Genomic DNA, 16,236 nt, shown 5'->3' on the forward strand with positions numbered 1-16,236 from the left:
ATCCCGTGCGGAGTCCGGCAGACGCAGGCCCACTCTGGCGCGCGGTTCGAGCGCGCCAGAGGGTCGGTACCTGGCTGGGTTCGGGGCTGAACCGGATCTCAGATCCGGCTCAGGTCTTCGTGGGCGTCTGTCAGACGTAGGTCAGCGTGAAGATAGCCTTCCCGTTTGCGGAACCCGCGACGACGGTAGCGCTCGTGGATTCGTAGAAGGCTTTGAAATTCAGGTTGTTGTTTCCATCGGAGAGCCCGTAGCGCGTGGCCGGGCCGCCGATCACGACGTTGGCGCCGTCTTGATCCTGAATGCCGATGGCTACGCCTTGGGCGCCGCCATTGTTCTCCAGCCCAAGCAGGCGGCTGTTCACCACTGCCCCCGCACCCGGCGCGAAAGCGACATCCACGTTCTGAGCCACGGACGTGTCGCAGCCGACCAGGGCGATGGTGAAGTCCACCATGGGGCTGCGGTCTCCTGCAGCGGCAAAACGGTTCGTCGAGATCAATCCCAGCTGGATGGTCATATTGGTGCCAAGCTGGCCGCCGCCGAGGGAGCACGCCGAATTGGTGATCTCGCCTTCGAAATTGATGGTGCCGGTGTCCGCTGCAAAGCTGTTGCCCATGAGCGCCATGGAAGCCGCGATGGCGGTTGCGATAAGTACTTTTTTCATGATGGAAGATCCTTCAAAAAAGTAAAGAGAACCGACTTACAGAAAAGGCACCGGCTCGAGCTTGCGCGGACCAGCACAGACGGCAGCGCGCTCCGCGCCCGTCGCCCTTGCGTGGCGCAAGATCAGGAGACATTTGCCGAGGAACCAGTTGGTGGGCCAGAACACGCGCTGGCGTATCAGGCGGCCAACGTAATGCGGTCGCGCGCGCAGGCCGCGCTCGAACCGGATGTCGGCCACCATCCAGCGCACCACGGTGGCGATGCAGCGGGCAAACCAGGGGTACTGGCGGACAAGGCGCAGGCACGGCACGGCCCAGAGTTTGTAGCCTTGATAGGTCGTCAGGGAGAATTTCGTGGCGCAGTCGCTGGCCTCTTGGGCCCAGTCGGAGATCGACAGAAGGTTCTGTTGGCGCAACTCATTGCAGACGATCTTCTTGCTGTAATCGCCCCATAGTCCAAGCCTGCTCATTGCCTCTGCTCCGCGAGTTGGCGTCTGCCCGATCGTGATGAAGCCCCTTGTTGTCAGGCTGTAGGACGCACTTTGAGTATTGCGAAAGTCCGATGAGGAATCCAGTGAATGGGCCTAACTTTGTGACCTTCGGAGCGGTATTTTTTCGACCGGCGCAGACGATGCGGATACCGCTGCGTTGGCGCGCGCCCGAAGGCCTGCATGGGCTTGCCACGCGATGGCGCAAGGCCGTTGCGGTGAGCGTGGATTCCCTTCGGGTCGGCCTGCGATGCCGCCGCGCCCAGGCCCACTGTGGTTTCTACGCCACCCCGCCCGGGGCTGACACAGGATGTCGATTGCCGGCCTTATTTTTTTGTTTTAAATTTGATAAATATTCTCATTTAGATTTGGTTCGGCAGCTTGCGCAGGGAGGAAAGGTGGCCGCAGAATCCGGCGTACAGCAGCAATTGCACGTGCTGTACCGCGACCATCATTCCTGGCTGTTCAGCTGGTTGCGCAAGCGCATGGGCTGTGCGCATCATGCGGCCGACGTGGCGCAAGACACGTTTGAGCGGCTGCTGGCCTCGCGCGATGCCTTGCTGGGCCAACGCCTGCAGATTCAAGAGCCGCGGGCCTATCTGACCACCACGGCCAAACGTCTGCTGGTGGACCGGGCCCGGCGCGAGCAGATCGAGCGGGCCTATCTGGCCGAGCTGGAGCTGGCCGCGCCGCAGGCGTCGCTCTACCCTTCTCCCGAGCAATTTCTGATCGCGCTGCAGGCATTGACGCAGATCTGCGAGGTGCTCGAAGGCGTGTCGTCCAAGGCACGCGCCGCCTTTCTCCTGCATTACCTCGAAGAGCAGACGCACGCTGCCGTGGCCGCGCATCTGGGCGTGTCCACGAAGATGGTGCAAAAGTACCTGGTGCAGGTGCTGTTGCATTGCAATCGCCTTTTGGCTTGATGCTGCTGACGCTGTGACCACCGCCGAAGACGATTCTCTGGCCGCCGAGGCCGCGCAATGGATTGTGCAGCTCTCTGCCGACGACCCGGGGCAGCGCACGCGCGCCCGCGCGCAGTTCGAGGCCTGGAAGCGTGTCGACCCGCGCCATGCCGCCGCCGCGGTGGCCATGGAGGGTTTGCTGGGTCATGTCCGTTCGGTCCGGGGCGGCGCCGCCGGTAGTGCGGCGCTGGCCTCGGTGCTGGGCACGCAGAGCCGCCGCCGCGCCAAGACCTATGCCGCCGCGCTGGCCTTGGCGTGTGCCCTGCTGATTCCGCTGTGGGCCGTGCTGCGGGTGTACCCGCCGGCCTACCTGATGGCCGATGTGCGCACCAGCACCGGGCAATGGACGACGCAGACGCTGGCCGACGGCACGCGCATCACCCTCAACAGTGCCAGCGCGGTCAACTTGCGTTATGACGCCGCGCGCCGCGCCATCGAGTTGTTGCAAGGCGAAATCCTGGTCGAGGTGGCCAAGGATGCCGCGCGCCCGTTTGTGGTGGAGACGCGCGACGGTTCGATGCGCGCGCTGGGCACGCGCTTTGTGGTCAGCCGCGAGGAAGACGACACCGTTCTGCAGGTATTGGAGTCGCGCGTGGGGGTGCAGACCGCCCAGCAGCGCCGCGCGCACAGCACCGAGTCGACCGTGGTGCATGCCGGAGAGGGGGTGCGTATCCGCGCCGACGGTGTGTCGCCGGTCACGCCTCTCGATGCGCGCAGTATCGAAGAGGCCTGGGCCCAGCACCGGCTGCTGGTCGATGACCGGCCTCTGGCCGAAGTGCTGGATGACTTGAGCCGCTACCGCAGCGGCAGCATCCAGTACGACGCCTCGGCCATCCGGCATCTGCGCATCTCGGCGGTGCTGCCTTTGGATGATACGGACCGGGCCTTGCAATTGCTGGCGGCAAATCTGCCCGGTCTGCGCGTACGGAAGTACACACCGTATCTGGTGCGGGTGGACTTCCCGGGGGCGCGCTGATTTATTTTTTTCGCAGGGGTGGTTCCAGTTTGGAATTCTCGTTCGTCAAACAGAGAGAACACACCAACAGGACCCGAAGACATGGCTTCCCCTCGCCGTGGCGCTCAGCGCGCCAACGCGTACCCGGTGGCGCGCACGCCCCGCCTCCCCTTGATCCGGCACTTGCCCGTGGCCGTCGCCGCCGCCCTGGCGCTGACCCTGCCGCCGATGGCGCAGGCGCAGCCTGCTCCCGCCGCCGCCGTGCAGTACGATATCGCTGCCGGCCCGCTGGCGCCGGCGCTCAGCCGCTATGCGCAGCAGTCCGGCGCCGAGATCGTGCTGGATGTACGCAGCCTGGACGGGTTGCGCACCGAAGGGCTGCGCGGCAGCTACGGGGTGGACGAGGGGTTTGCCGCGCTGTTGCGCGGTACGGGCTACCGCGCCAATAAAACCGCTGTCGGTTACGTGCTGGTGCCGGACCCGCAGACGCGCGAGAGCGTGTCCACGCTCGAGGCCGTGCGCGTGGAAGGCCGTCACAATATCGCCACCGAGGGCACCGGCTCGTATGCCGCGCGCGGCGTGTCGCTCACCAAGGGGGCGGACTCCTTGCGGGAGATCCCGCAATCGGTCTCGGTGATGACGCGGCAGCAGATGGATGACCAGGGCATGAACTCGGTGGCCGATGCCCTGAGCTATGTCACCGGCATGACGGCCTCCGATTACGAAGGCACGGAAAAATTCAGCGCGCGGGGCTTTTCGACCAGTGCCCAGTACGATGGCCTGCCGCAGCAGGACTACAGCCCGCACATGGATCTGGCCATTTACGACCGCGTCGAGATCCTGCGCGGCCCGTCGGGCCTGTTGACCGGTACGGGCGAGCCCGGCGGCGTCATCAATTATGTGCGCAAGCGTCCTTTGGATGTGGCGCACTTCTCGGCCTCGACCACGGTCGGCTCGTGGGATCATCGGCGCATCGAAGCCGACGGCGGCGGCCCGCTGAACGAGTCCGGCACGTTGCGCGGCAGATTGGTGGGCGCTTACGAGGCCGAGAACAAATTCTATGATTACGGCCGCACCGAGCCCACGACGTTCTACGGCGTGCTGGAGTACGACCTTACGCCAGACACCACCGTTGGCCTGACCGCCACCTACAACGAGCGGCGCTTTCGCAACTTCAACGGCCTGCCCTTGTACGCCGATGACACGCTGCCCTCGCGCGACGATTACGTCGGGCCGAGCCGGATGTCCAAGGACAATACCTACGACGTCGGCATGGATGTGACGCATCGCCTGGGCGGCGGCTGGGAGTTGTCGGCCGCCTATATGCATCGCGATACGCGTTATCGCGGCTACTCGGCTTTCGCGAGCGCGCCGCTGGATGTCGCGACGGGCCGCAGCGGTATGTATGTGGGCCGCATCGCCAATGACTTCAAGTGGGACCAGGGCGACATTCACGTGTCCGGGCCGGTCCACCTCCTGGGTCGCGACCACATTCTGACCGTGGGCTACAACTACGCGCGTTACGATTCGCTCACCGGCAGCCGATTCTCCGTGCTGTCCGATGTGGAGCCCTTGAACGATCACGATTTCAACGCGCTCTACGAACTGCCCGTGCTGAGCAAGAGCAAGACCATCACCACGCAGTATGGGCTGTATACGACGGGCCGCTTCAAGCTGGCCGATCCGCTGACGCTGGTACTGGGCGGGCGCTGGACGGATTACGCCGAGAAAAGCCGCGACGTTTCGCCCGACCCCTCGGACTACACCCGCAGCGCGGCCGACGTGAACAACAAGTTCACCCCGTTTGGCGGCCTCATCTGGGACGTCAGCAAGCAGGTGTCGGTCTACGCGAGTTACGCCGACATCTTCGTGCCGCAGACCGAGAAGGACTATAACGAGCAGACGCTCAAGCCGCGTGTGGGCTGGCAGACCGAGGCCGGGATCAAGGGCGAGTTCTTCGACAAGCGCCTCAACGCGTCGCTGGCTTTCTTCCGCATCCGCGATCAGAACCGCGCCATGCTGGATGAGTCGCACGTCGGTTGCGATGGCACGCTGACGGGCAGCTGCTACCGGTCGGCGGGCAAGGTGCAGAGCCAGGGTTGGGAAGCCGAGATCAGCGGCAGCCCTTCGCCGGGTTGGGACATCGCGGCCGGCTATACCTACACCAACGCGAAGTACCTGCAGGATTCCAATCCGGACAATGTGGGGCAGCGTTTCGGGGCGGATGTGCTGCCGCGCCATCTCTTTAAACTCTGGACGCAGTACCGGTTCAATGGTCAGGATTTCGGCGGCGCATTGCTGGGCTGGCGCATTGGTGCCGGCGTGCAGGCGCAAAGCGATGTGTATACGTCGTCCATGCGCCAGGGCGGCTATATGACCGTGTCCGCGCGCCTGGGCTACCAGATCAGCAAGAACTGGGATGCGGCCTTGTCGGTGAACAATCTGTTCAATCGTGAGTACCTGCGCACGCCGGGTTACGGCATTTTCTACAACATCTATGGCGCGCCGCGCAGTGCCATGCTGACCTTGCGCTACGCCATGTAAGCCAGGCCGGGCGCGCTGCGGCGCCGGCCGTCTCGCGGTCACGGCCGCGGGCCGGCCGGCACCGCGGCCCGGTGCGCCGGTTGCGCCGACGCCTGGGCACAGGCATGGCACACCAGACGCAACAGCCATCCCGCGCACGATTCCACCTCGATGGCCTGACGCGGGTCGCCTGCCGTCAGAGCGAGGGTCAGGTGTTGCCCGCGCAACCACGCCGCCACGCCTTCCAATGCTTCCCGGTCGGTCAGCATGAGACGCAGGGCGTCGGCCGGTGCGCTAGGCGCAGGGTCGCGTCCGGTCATGGGAGGCGGTTCACTGCGCGCGTTTGCGCTGGGTGCGCAGCCACCAGGTCTGCACGATCGCGCCCAGCACGAAGATACCCAGCCAACTGGCCAGCGCGCCGCGCACCAGGGGCGATTCCGGGCCGCTGGCCAGAGGGTGGCTGGCGGGCAGGCGGGTAAGGGTTTCGTTGATGCCGGGCACCAGCAGCAGGAAAAAGCTGAAGGTGTAGGCAAGCTGGGCCAGATAGGCCCGTGCGCCGCCGAGGAAGGTCATACGAGGCAGCAGACGGGCGCTCAGCAGGGCCAGTAGCGCCAGGATGCCCAGGGCGTGGCCCACATTGAAGCCCCCCGTGCTGGACAGGCCGAAGGAGGTCACCACGGACAGCACCATCCCGGCTTCGTAGCCTTGGCCGCTTTTATGGGCGGGGTCGATGCGGCGGTATCGGGCAAAGGCGTAGGCGCCCGCCGCAAAGGTCAGCACACTGATGGCGGTGTGGCAGGCGCCCAGCAAAGAAATGGGATGAGGCATGATGGCTCCGGAATGAGGGCGCTAAGGCCGCGGGCAAAGACGCTAGAAAACAATCAACTAGTTGGTCGGTTAACGGGCGTTAAAAAAAGAGGCGGCTTGCCGCCCCGCGAAACATCTCGTTCAGGCCGCTCGGGCCAAGCGGTGGATGGCTGCCTGGGCGATCGTCTGGAAAGCCTGGGGATCGTTCAGGGCGCGGGCCGTGAGCATGGCGCCGTGCACCGTCGCCATGAAGGTCTGGGCTTCGATCGCGGCGCTGTCGCGCAAGACGATGCTGCCGCCAGCCGCGCCGGCGTCGAGCACGCGCGCGAGCCACCCGCTCAGATCCTCGAAATAGCCGCGCACCTCGCTGGCGATTTCAGGCGGAATCATGGTCTGCTCGGCGGCCAGCATGGCGCAGATGCACATCGACTGGCTCCCTTCGCGGATGCACTTGGCCCAGTAGTCGGTGTAGGCCGTCAGGCGCGCCAGGGGGTCGGTGACGTGGCTGTCGAGCGCCGCCAGACCGCTGCGCGCCTGCTGCCGATGCTGGTTGACGACGGTCAGCACCAGATCCGCCTTGCTGGGAAAGTGGTGGTGGATACTGGGTTTGCCGATATGCACTCGTTTGGAGACATCGGCATAGCTAAAGCCGTGATAGCCGCCCTCGGCCAGCAATTGCTTGGCGTGATCCACGATTTCGGCGGCGCGGGGAGACAGTTCGGTAGGCATGGCAAGCTGGGATGTGAACAAGGAGCCGCCGGCAGTCCGGTGCTTGGCTGCCAATCTACTAGTTGGTCGGTTGCTTGTCAAGACCGGCCGGACGCCGCCGGCGGGCGGCGGGGCCTTAGCGTTGTTCGGTGTACTTGAGCTCGCTCAGGTCGTAACCCTGGCTTTTGGCGATGGCCAAGGCCTGTTGCAGCGTCTCGGGCGGCAGCGTGGGGGTCCGGGCCAGAATCCACAAATGCTTGCGGTCTGGCTCACCCACGACGGCCCAGCGGTAGTCGGGATCCAGGCCGATGACCCAGTAATCCCCCTTGAAGGGCTTGAAGAAAGAAACTTCGAGTTTGGCGTTACCGCTACCTTCGACGACCGTGGCGGTGCCGGAGGCGCTGTCGATGTCGCCGTTCTTGTCGCGGCAACGGTTGGTCACGCCGACCGTGCCATCGGCATTGCGGGTGTATTCAGCCGTCGTGTCGCCGACGCAATTGCGCTGAAAGAACATCGGCAAATGCGCGATCTCGTACCAGCGCCCCGCGTAGCGGGCCAGATCGACCTGCTCGACGGCGCGCACCGCGGGGGTCTGGCTCCACGCCGCCCAGGGCGTGGCGGCGAGCACGGCCAGGCTAAGCAACATCAGGCGGCGCATGCGAACTCTCCTGCAAGGGCGGCCGCCTGAGGCGCTTCAGTTGGCGTCGCGGGCCGGCAGCGGGTTTTTCAGGGCGGCGTGATAGCGCGCCACATAGGTGTCAAAGTCTACCGTATCGGACTGCTCGATCTTGTGTTGCTGCGCCTGCGACGCCGCCGCCGCCTGGGCATAGGCGCTGGCTTGCTCAGCCGGCAGGGGCTGCGCGCGCAGGGTCTGCGCGTGGCCTTGGCTTTGCGCCAGCGTGTAGTCCTGGAAGGACAGGCCGCTGGTGCGCAACTCGGCCAGCACCCGGGCCGAGGGCGTCAGATCGGGGTTGCGCAGTTTGGCGCGTTGCTGTTCGACGGCTTCGGCGTAGGCCTGGCCTCCCAGGGCCTGGTCGTACAGCGCGGCGTAGTGCGAGATGTCGTCGAGCAGCGCTTCTCCCCATTGCGCCAGACCGATGGCCTGGCCATCGCGGTCCAGCATCAGGCCCGGCTTGCGGCCTTCCTTGACCACCGTGGCGAAGTTGTCGGCGCTGCGCTGACAGTAGCCCTGCTGGGAGAAGAAGGGGCTTTCCGAGACCGCACAGAACAGCAGGAAAGCATCCACGAAGCGCGCCGTCTGGGCCGACAGGCCGGTCGGCTCGTGCGGATCGATGTCCAGACAACGGACTTCGACGTACTGCACGCCGCGTTCGGCCAGCGCCGTGATCGGCCGTTCGCCGCGCCCGGTGGCGCGCTTGGGGCGAATGCTGGAGTAGTACTCGTTTTCGATCTGCAGCACATTGGTGTTGAGCTGGATCCATTCGCCGTCGCGATGCGTGCCCATGGCCTGGTAGGCCGGCCACGGTTGGGTGACGGCCTCGTAGAGGCGCCCGAGGAAGGTGCTCAGGTCGTTGTAGCAAAGCTTGAGCTGAGCCTGGGCCTTATTCTGGTAACCCAGGTCGCTCATGCGCAGGCTGGTGGCGTACGGCAGGTATAGCGTGTCCGGCCCGAGTTGCTGCAAGGGATGCTCGCGTCCGCTCATGAAGGCGCTCGACAGCGCCGGCGCCGCGCCGAACAAATACATCAGCAACCAGGAATAGCGCGTGAAATTGCGGATCAGGGCGATGTAGCCGCGCGAACGGCTTTCCTGCAGCGAGGCGGCGCCCGGCTCGATGACGGGCCAGAGCGCCTCGGGCAGGGAGAAGTTGTAGTGCACGCCCGCGATGCATTGCATGGTCTTGCCATAGCGCGCGGCCAGCCCGCGGCGGTAGACATGCTTGAGCATGGCGGTATTCGACTTGCCATACCAGGCGATGGGAATCTCGGCTTCGGGCGGCAGGCGCGCCGGCATCGATTGATTCCAGATGAACTCGCCGTCCAGGACGCTGTAGACGAAACGGTGCGTGTCGCGCAGTTCGTCGAGCAAGGCTTCCACGCTGGTGTGCGTGCCGGTGATGAGTTCGAGCAGGGCCTCGGAGTAGTCGGTCGTGACCTGCTCGTTGGTCAGCGCCGAGCCCAGGCCGCTGGGATGGGGCGTGCGCGCCAATGCGCCTTGGGCGTCCACCCGCAGGCCCTCTTTCTCGACACCGCGCAGGGTTTGCGCCAGCAAATCGAGATGAGCCTGAACCAGGGCAAAGCGCGGGTTGGAATGTGCTGTCACGGCGATGAATTTGGGTTATCGAGCGGAGATTTTACGTTCAGAGCGCGCGGGGCGCCGAATTTGGCCCCGTGCGGTCTAGGGAAATCTGCCGGCCGTCGAGCCAGGCGGCCAGGTCAGCATAGACCGGATCGGCGTAGTCGGCACGTTCGTTGAACAGTTCGTGCCAGGCGCGGGGGTACCAGCGCAGGGTCAACAGCCCGGCGGGGGCGCGCTGGGCGAACAGCCGGCTGCCGGCCGGCGCCACGACGCGGTCATCGCCGGCGACCAGCAAAAGCGTGGGCAGCGGCAGGCGCGGCGCGGCCGCCATGACCAGCGGCACGGAGGCGTCGATGAAGCCGGCCAAGCGACCGGTGATGCAGCGGCGCGCCAGGGGATCGCGCCGGAAAGCCTGCACCACGGCCCGATCATGGGAGATCCGCGCGGGCGCCAGGGGATAGGCCAGGGCGGCGTCGGGCCAACGGCCGGCGATACGGCGCAGCGGTGGCAGCAGCCACCCCGGCATGCGCAGCGCCAGCGGCGGGCTGGACAGTACCAGGCCGCTGATCGCCGGGCCGGCCTGCAAGGCCAGACGCAGGGCCACCAGCGCGCCCAGGCTGTGGCCGATGAGCAAAGGCCGTTGGCCGGTCTCGGCCGCGAAGGCGGCGATCTGCCCGGCCGCGTCGCGGACCAGATCATCGCGTTCGCGCAAACCGGCCGGCGGCCCGCCCGAGCGTCCGTGGCCGCGATGGTCGTGCGCGCCCACCAGCCAGCCGCGCGCATTGAGCCAGCGGGCCAGGCGTTCATGGCGGGCGGCATGCTCGCCCAATCCGTGCAACAGGTAGGCCGCCGCGGCGGGTTGCGCAGCGCGCGCGGGCCAACGGTAACGCGCCAGCGGCGTGCCGTCGTCGGCCAAGGCAGGGTCAAGCAAAATAGGCGACAATTCCCAACTTCCTTGCAGGAGCGGGCTGCCGGTGGGCATCCGCGTTTCGCCATTTCAGCGCGCTTTCATTGCATGCTCAAGAAACTCATCCTGATGGCCGCCTGCGTCCTGCTGGCCGCGTGTTCTCCACGTTATGACTGGCGCGAACTGGACGTGGCCGACGGCCGCCTGCGGGCGGCTTTTCCGGCCAAAGTGCAGACCGATAGCCGGGATCTCGTTCTGGCCGGGCAGGCCCTGCGTTTTTCGCTGACCTCCGCCCGGGTCGAGGGCGCGGTCTTCGCGGTGGGCTATGCGCATCTGCCTGAAGCCTTGCGGGGCCAGCCCGCCGCGCGCGCGCTGGGCGAGGCGCTCAGGCGCGGCCTGTACGCCAACTTCGGGGCGGATCCGCCCGATGCCGCGTTCGTCGATGGCGCGGAGATCGAGATTCACGCCGGCGCCGGGCAGCCCGATGCCTGGCTGGTGGCCAGGATCTGGGTGACGCCCGGCATGTTGATCGAGGTCATGGCCACGGGCAGCAGCCGCTCGCTGTCGCCCGAGCACGCCCGCGAGTTTCTGCGCTCGGCGCAGTTGCGCCCCTGAATGCCGTGGCGGAATCCTCCGCCGCGGGTGGTTTGAGAGAACAGGTTTGCCATGTTTGCCGTCGTGCAGTTCTATTTTTCCGCCGTGATGATGTTGATGCCCCTGCTGGCGTGCGTGGGCATAGGCGTGTTCTGGGGCAAGCGCGACTATCCCTTCGGGGGCACTTTCGTGACCATGCTGGTCACTTCCGTCACCACGCCGGCGCTGGTGTTCCACACCTTTGTGACCACCAAGCTGGACGACCGTGCGTTGGGCGACATCACCCTGGCCTCACTGCTGGCGCTGTTGTTATGCGCGCTGGTGTGCGCCGCCCTGCTGCGCGTGAGCGGCCTGCCGGTGCGCAAGCTGCTGCCCACGGCCTTTCTGCCCAATGCGGGCAATCTCGGCCTGCCGGTCTCGCAACTGGCCTTCGGTGACGTGGGGCTGTCGGCGGCCGTGGCCTTTTTCGCCATCAACTCCTTTGTGATGCACACGGTGGGCGTGCGCATCCTGCCCGGCGTGGCCACGCGCGGCGGCTGGCGCAGCCCGGTCTTGCTGGCGTCGGTGATCGCGGTCGCGTGGCGTTACAGCGGCGTGCCGGTGCCGGCCTGGATCATCGAGACGGCCCGCATGCTGGGCGGGGTGACGGTGCCGCTCATGCTGCTGAGCCTGGGTCACGCGCTGGCCTTGATTCCCTCGGGCGGCTTGCGCGTGGGGGCGGGGCTGGGGGTGATGCGGCTGGTGGTGGGCGTGCTGGTGGGCTTGGCCGTGGTCTGGGCATTGGGGCTGGAAAGCCCCTTGGCCGGTTCGCTGGTGCTGCAGATGGCCATGCCCTGCGCGGTGGTCAGTTATATGTACGCGCGCCGTTACACCGATATGGGCGACACCGCGGCCGGCGCCGTACTGGTGTCGACGGTCTTGTTTCTGCTGATTGCCCCCGCGCTGCTGTGGTTCACGCGGCATTGAGGCCGCCCCACGCCTCAGCTTGCGCCGCACATGCCGCGCAGTTCCGCGAGCAGGGCGTCGGGGATGTCCACGCCGTGTTTGAGCGCCTCTTTGCGCAACTCCCTGCGGCGCTGCCCGGGCAGGCGCACGCCGTCGTCGGCCAGCATGGCTTCGATCAGGGTCTCGACGCGCTCCAGATAGCTTTCGCGGCCGGCCAGCGCTTGCGGGTCGATCAGTAAAAACGCCTGGCCCAGCCGCGCCCGGCCGCCTTCGTTGCCGAAAAAGGATTCGGTCTCGAAGCCGAATTGCGAGCCGGTCAGCGCCACCACCAGGAGTTCGACCATCATGGCCAGCATGGCGCCCTTGACGCCGCCGGCGGGCAACATGCTGCCCGCCAGGCCGGCCTTGGGGTCGGTGGTGGGCTGGCCTTCGGCATCCAGCGCCCAGCCCGGCGGGATGGGCTTGCCATCGCGCGCGGCGATCATGAGCTTGCCGCGCGCGGCCTGCGCCAAGGACAGGTCCATGAGCAGGGGCGCGCCGCGCCGGCGCGGAAAGACCGCCGCGATCGGGTTGGTGCCGAATAGCGGCCGCTTGCCGCCCCAGGCGGGCATGGCCGCCGGTGAGTTGCTCAGCGCCAGGCCGACCAGCCCGGCCTCGGCCACGGCCTCCAGATGGTAGGCGGCCGCGCCGAAATGATGGCTGTTGCCGACGCCGATGAACGCCACCCCGTGCTCGCCCGCCCGCCGGATGCCCTCGGCGATGGCCATGGCGCAGGCGGGATAGGCCAGGCCCGAGCCGGCGTCGATCAGCGCCGCGCCGCCTTTATGGTGCACCAGGCGCGGCTCGGCGCTGCCCACGGCGCGGCCGGCGCGCAGATGGCCGGCATAGGCGGCCACCCGCGATACGCCATGCGAGGTCAGGCCCTGGCTGTCGGCGTAGACCAGGGCGCTGGCCGTGGCCTGGGCCATGGCGGGCGTGGCGCCGGCGGCCACCAGCGAGGCGGCGGCCAGCAACTGCAATTCGTCGAGATAGACATGGGCCATGATGTGATTTCCAGAAGGGTGACGGCGGCGTGGGCGCCGTGTTACCGGCATCCTGCCACGATGCAGGAATGTGCGCATCTGCGCGCTGCCAATTGGGCCCTTGGCCACGCGGTGCTAGAATGTCTCGCACATTGTCGGCGCCGATTTGCCTGATCCGCTTGCGGGCGCCTCTTATAAATCCAGCTAAAGAGGTCTGTCTGCATGACTAGCCCTGCTATTGCTGCGGCCAACGCCGCACCGTCCGAAACCCTGCATTCCGTCGGGGTCGTCTCTCCTGTCTTTTTGCGCTTTGACGAGCCGCTGCCGCTTGCCAGCGGCCAGTCGCTGCACGCCTACGAGCTGGCCGTCGAAACCTATGGCACGCTCAATGCCGAGCGCAGCAACGCGGTGCTCATCTGCCACGCCTTGAACGCCTCGCACCACGTCGCCGGTATCGCGGCCGACAACCCCAAGGATGTCGGCTGGTGGGACAACATGGTGGGCTCCGGCAAGCCGGTGGACACCAATGTGTTTTTCGTCATCGGCGTGAACAACCTGGGCTCTTGCTTCGGCTCGACCGGCCCGGCCAGCCTCAATCCGGAGACGGGCCAGCCCTGGGGCGCGGCCTTTCCCGTGCTGACGGTCGAAGACTGGGTGCGCGCCCAGGCGCGCGTGGCCGATCATTTCGGCATCGAACGCTTTGCCGCCGTCATGGGCGGTTCGCTGGGAGGCATGCAGGCGCTGAGCTGGTCGCTGACCTTGCCGCAGCGCGTGGCCCATTGCGTGGTCATCGCCAGTACGCCGCGCCTGTCGGCCCAGAACATCGGCTTCAATGAGGTGGCGCGCCGCGCCATCATCACCGATCCGGATTTCCACGGCGGCGACTATTACGCGCACAACACCGTCCCGCGCCGCGGCCTGGCCGTGGCGCGCATGCTCGGCCACATCACCTATCTGTCCGATGACGACATGGCCGAGAAGTTCGGCCGCACCCAGCGCGAACCCGCCGAAAACGGCGCGTACCGCTACGGGTACGACGTCGAGTTTGAGGTGGAATCCTATCTGCGTTATCAGGGCGAAAAGTTTTCGCGCTATTTCGACGCCAACACCTATCTGTTGATCACCCGCGCGCTGGATTACTTCGATCCGGCGCGCGATACCGGCGGCGATCTGGCGCGCGCGCTGGCGCCGGCCACCGCCGACTTCCTGCTGGTGTCGTTCACCACGGATTGGCGCTTTCCGCCCGAGCGCTCGCGCGAACTGGTTCGGGGCCTGCTGAAAAATGGCAGCCCGGTGACCTACGCCGAAATCGATGCGCCGCACGGCCATGACGCCTTCCTGCTCGAGGATGCGCGCTACCACGCCGTGGTCAGAGGCTATTACGAGCGCATCGCCCGCAGTCTGGGGCTGCAGTCCCAGCCATCCGCCGAGGAATGCCTGGCATGAGTCCTGCCCAGAACCCTGTCGCGCCGTTGGCGCTGCGCCCCGACCTTGAACGCATCGCCAGCTGGATCGCGCCCGCTTCGCGGGTGCTGGATCTGGGCTGCGGCGACGGTGCCCTGTTGGCCTATCTGCGCGATCACCGTCAGGTGCGGGGCGCCGGTGTCGAAATCGACGATGAGCGCGTCATCGCCTGCGTGCGGCGCGGCGTCGAAGTCATCCAGCAGAACCTCGAAGAGGGCCTGGCCATGTTCGACGACAAGCAGTTCGAGACCGTGGTGCTGTCGCAGACCTTGCAGTCGGTGCATCGCACCGAGCACATCCTGCGCGAAATGGCGCGGGTGTCGCGTTTCGGCATCGTCTCGTTTCCGAATTTCGGCTATTGGCCGCATGGCTGGTCGATTCTGCGCGGCCGCATGCCGGTCACCGGCCAGATGCCGTATCAGTGGTACAACACGCCCAACATTCACCTCTGCACCCTCAAGGACTTTGAGGATCTGGCGCGCGATGTCGGCGTGCGCATCCTGGAGCGGGCCACGTTCAACGATGAGCACGAGGTCAGGTTCCTGCCGAGCTGGCGCAGCACGCTGGCGGTGTATCGATTCGAGGCTTAGGTTTTAATATCCCACCTTGCCTTGATATTGGCCCGCCCGCGGGCCGCAGCCGTGGAGATTGATCATCGCCTCCGATAGCTACCGGATTTATTTGAGCCGTCGCGTGGCGCCCTTGCTGGTGCTGGGCTTTGCCAGCGGGCTGCCCCTGGCGCTGACCAGCGGCACCCTGCAGGCCTGGGCCACCGTCGAAGGGGTCTCCCTGCAGGAAATCGGCTTTCTCACGCTGGTGGGCACTGCCTACACCCTGAAGTTCCTCTGGGCGCCGCTGATAGACCGCTATGCCCCGCCGTTCCTGGGGCGGCGGCGCAGCTGGATGCTGGTCACGCAGTTGCTGCTGGCCGTCACCATCATGGGCATGGGGCTGTTGTCGCCGGGCAAGTCGCTCTTGCCGCTGGCATTGCTCGCCGTGCTGGTGGCCTTTCTCTCGGCCTCGCAGGACATCGCCTTCGATGCCTATTCCACGGACGTTCTGCACAACAATGAGCGCGGGGCGGGCGCGGCGGTCAAAGTCCTGGGCTATCGGCTGGCCATGCTAGTGTCCGGCGGCCTTGCCCTGGTGCTGGCCGACCATTGGCTGGGCTGGGGCACCACCTATGTCCTGATGGGCTTTCTCATGTTGGCCGGGGTGCTCGGCACCTTGTGGGCGCCCGAGCCCGAACGCCCCGCCGCCGCCCCGCGCAGCCTGGGGCGCGCGGTGGTCGAGCCGTTTCGCGAGTTCTTCAGCCGCCGGGGCGCCCTGACGCTGTTGGCGCTCATCGTGCTCTACAAGCTGGGAGATGCCTTTGCCGGGGCGTTGTCGACCACCTTCCTGCTGCGCGGCGTGGGGTTCACGCCCACCGAAGTGGGTACGGTCAACAAGGTCCTGGGCCTGGCCGCGACCATTGTGGGCGCGCTGGCCGGCGGGGCCATCATGGGCCGCTGGGGGCTCTACCGCTCGCTGATGGCGTTTGGTCTGCTGCAGGCTGTCTCCAATCTGGGATATTGGGTCATCGCGGTGGCGCCGAAAAGCCTGCCCCTGATGGCCGCGGCCGTGGGCATCGAGAATCTCTGCGGCGGCCTGGGCACGGCAGCCTTCGTGGCGCTGCTCATGGCGATGTGCAACCGGGCGTTTTCGGCCACGCAGTTCGCCCTGCTGTCCGCCTTGTCGGCCGTGGGCCGCACCTATCTGGCCGGCCCGCTCACGCCGGTGCTGGTGGCCTACATGGGTTGGGCGGGCTTTTTCATGGTGACGGTGTTCATCGCCTTGCCGGGGCTGGTGCTGCTTTGGTTGCGCAAAGACGACATCGATGCGCTGGAACGGGACGTTGCGAAGGGCTGAGGCTTGCCCGGTGCGGGGTGGACGGTGATAAGGTTGG

General features: G+C 66.3%; 17 protein-coding genes and 1 riboswitch. Of the genes, 8 read left to right on the top strand and 9 right to left on the bottom strand.

All coding sequences use genetic code 11. The features are described 5' to 3' along the window. Nucleotides 1-130: 130 nt before the first annotated feature. Both CAL22_RS01810 and CAL22_RS01815 read right to left on the bottom strand, forming a co-directional pair. Nucleotides 131-661: a fimbrial protein gene (locus CAL22_RS01810; protein ID WP_094809827.1), complete on the bottom strand. Its 531-nt coding sequence runs from the start codon at nucleotides 659-661 to the stop codon at nucleotides 131-133. A gap of 36 nt (nucleotides 662-697) precedes the next feature. Further along, nucleotides 698-1,129, bottom strand: a complete 432-nt coding sequence (locus CAL22_RS01815) for a hypothetical protein (protein ID WP_208621845.1) — start codon at nucleotides 1,127-1,129, stop codon at nucleotides 698-700. 416 nt (nucleotides 1,130-1,545) lie between these two features. On the opposite strand from CAL22_RS01815, the gene CAL22_RS01820 reads away from it, so the two are divergent. The 3 genes from CAL22_RS01820 to CAL22_RS01830 all read left to right on the top strand — a co-directional run bounded on the left by CAL22_RS01820 (nucleotide 1,546) and on the right by CAL22_RS01830 (nucleotide 5,608). Further along, nucleotides 1,546-2,070, top strand: coding sequence for a sigma-70 family RNA polymerase sigma factor (locus CAL22_RS01820; RefSeq protein WP_244193756.1), 525 nt, complete (start codon nucleotides 1,546-1,548; stop codon nucleotides 2,068-2,070). Nucleotides 2,071-2,083: 13 nt separating this feature from the next. Next, nucleotides 2,084-3,085, top strand: coding sequence for a FecR family protein (locus tag CAL22_RS01825; RefSeq protein WP_094809831.1), 1,002 nt, complete (start codon nucleotides 2,084-2,086; stop codon nucleotides 3,083-3,085). 81 nt (nucleotides 3,086-3,166) lie between these two features. Beyond that, on the top strand, nucleotides 3,167-5,608 hold the full coding sequence (locus tag CAL22_RS01830) for a TonB-dependent siderophore receptor (RefSeq protein ID WP_094809833.1): 2,442 nt from the start codon (nucleotides 3,167-3,169) through the stop codon (nucleotides 5,606-5,608). 38 nt (nucleotides 5,609-5,646) lie between these two features. On the opposite strand, the gene CAL22_RS01835 is transcribed toward CAL22_RS01830, so the two are convergent. The 6 genes from CAL22_RS01835 to CAL22_RS01860 all read right to left on the bottom strand — a co-directional run bounded on the left by CAL22_RS01835 (nucleotide 5,647) and on the right by CAL22_RS01860 (nucleotide 10,341). Further along, nucleotides 5,647-5,907, bottom strand: coding sequence for a hypothetical protein (locus CAL22_RS01835; protein ID WP_094809835.1), 261 nt, complete (start codon nucleotides 5,905-5,907; stop codon nucleotides 5,647-5,649). A gap of 10 nt (nucleotides 5,908-5,917) precedes the next feature. Beyond that, nucleotides 5,918-6,415: a hypothetical protein gene (locus CAL22_RS01840; RefSeq protein WP_094809837.1), complete on the bottom strand. Its 498-nt coding sequence runs from the start codon at nucleotides 6,413-6,415 to the stop codon at nucleotides 5,918-5,920. Between the two features lie 120 nt (nucleotides 6,416-6,535). Continuing rightward, nucleotides 6,536-7,123 (bottom strand): TetR/AcrR family transcriptional regulator, encoded by a 588-nt coding sequence (locus CAL22_RS01845; protein ID WP_094809839.1) that lies wholly within the window; start codon nucleotides 7,121-7,123, stop codon nucleotides 6,536-6,538. Nucleotides 7,124-7,238: 115 nt separating this feature from the next. After that, entirely contained in the window at nucleotides 7,239-7,760 is a 522-nt protein-coding gene (locus tag CAL22_RS01850; protein ID WP_094809841.1) for a lipocalin family protein, read from the bottom strand. A 36-nt stretch (nucleotides 7,761-7,796) separates the two neighbouring features. After that, nucleotides 7,797-9,383 (bottom strand): glutamate--cysteine ligase, encoded by a 1,587-nt coding sequence (gene gshA, locus CAL22_RS01855; protein ID WP_094809843.1) that lies wholly within the window; start codon nucleotides 9,381-9,383, stop codon nucleotides 7,797-7,799. A 37-nt stretch (nucleotides 9,384-9,420) separates the two neighbouring features. Next, complete coding sequence (locus tag CAL22_RS01860; RefSeq protein WP_094809845.1) at nucleotides 9,421-10,341, bottom strand: alpha/beta fold hydrolase; 921 nt, start codon at nucleotides 10,339-10,341, stop codon at nucleotides 9,421-9,423. A gap of 33 nt (nucleotides 10,342-10,374) precedes the next feature. On the opposite strand from CAL22_RS01860, the gene CAL22_RS01865 reads away from it, so the two are divergent. Both CAL22_RS01865 and CAL22_RS01870 read left to right on the top strand, forming a co-directional pair. Then, nucleotides 10,375-10,881 carry a hypothetical protein gene (locus CAL22_RS01865; protein ID WP_244193758.1) on the top strand — a complete coding sequence of 169 codons (507 nt, stop codon included), beginning with the start codon at nucleotides 10,375-10,377 and terminating at the stop codon, nucleotides 10,879-10,881. A 51-nt stretch (nucleotides 10,882-10,932) separates the two neighbouring features. After that, the gene (locus CAL22_RS01870; protein ID WP_094809847.1) at nucleotides 10,933-11,826 is read left to right on the top strand and encodes an AEC family transporter; all 894 of its coding nucleotides are present in this window, start codon (nucleotides 10,933-10,935) and stop codon (nucleotides 11,824-11,826) included. A gap of 14 nt (nucleotides 11,827-11,840) precedes the next feature. Here the strand turns inward: CAL22_RS01870 and CAL22_RS01875 are convergent, their stop codons facing one another. Then, nucleotides 11,841-12,848, bottom strand: coding sequence for an Ldh family oxidoreductase (locus CAL22_RS01875; protein WP_094809849.1), 1,008 nt, complete (start codon nucleotides 12,846-12,848; stop codon nucleotides 11,841-11,843). A gap of 127 nt (nucleotides 12,849-12,975) precedes the next feature. Then, nucleotides 12,976-13,056, top strand: a riboswitch (SAM riboswitch). Here CAL22_RS01875 and metX point away from each other — a divergent pair. From metX to CAL22_RS01890, 3 genes are all read left to right on the top strand, one after another. Further along, complete coding sequence (gene metX / locus CAL22_RS01880) at nucleotides 13,050-14,273, top strand: homoserine O-succinyltransferase MetX (protein WP_094809851.1); 1,224 nt, start codon at nucleotides 13,050-13,052, stop codon at nucleotides 14,271-14,273. It overlaps the preceding riboswitch by 7 nt. Then, entirely contained in the window at nucleotides 14,270-14,881 is a 612-nt protein-coding gene (metW, locus tag CAL22_RS01885; RefSeq protein ID WP_094809853.1) for a methionine biosynthesis protein MetW, read from the top strand. Before metX ends, metW begins: the two co-directional genes overlap by 4 nt. A 61-nt stretch (nucleotides 14,882-14,942) precedes the next feature. Beyond that, nucleotides 14,943-16,199, top strand: coding sequence for a muropeptide transporter (locus tag CAL22_RS01890; RefSeq protein WP_432264291.1), 1,257 nt, complete (start codon nucleotides 14,943-14,945; stop codon nucleotides 16,197-16,199). Nucleotides 16,200-16,236: the final 37 nt, after the last annotated feature.

It is taken from the genome of Bordetella genomosp. 12 (genome assembly GCF_002261355.1).
Taxonomy (GTDB): domain Bacteria; phylum Pseudomonadota; class Gammaproteobacteria; order Burkholderiales; family Burkholderiaceae_B; genus Bordetella.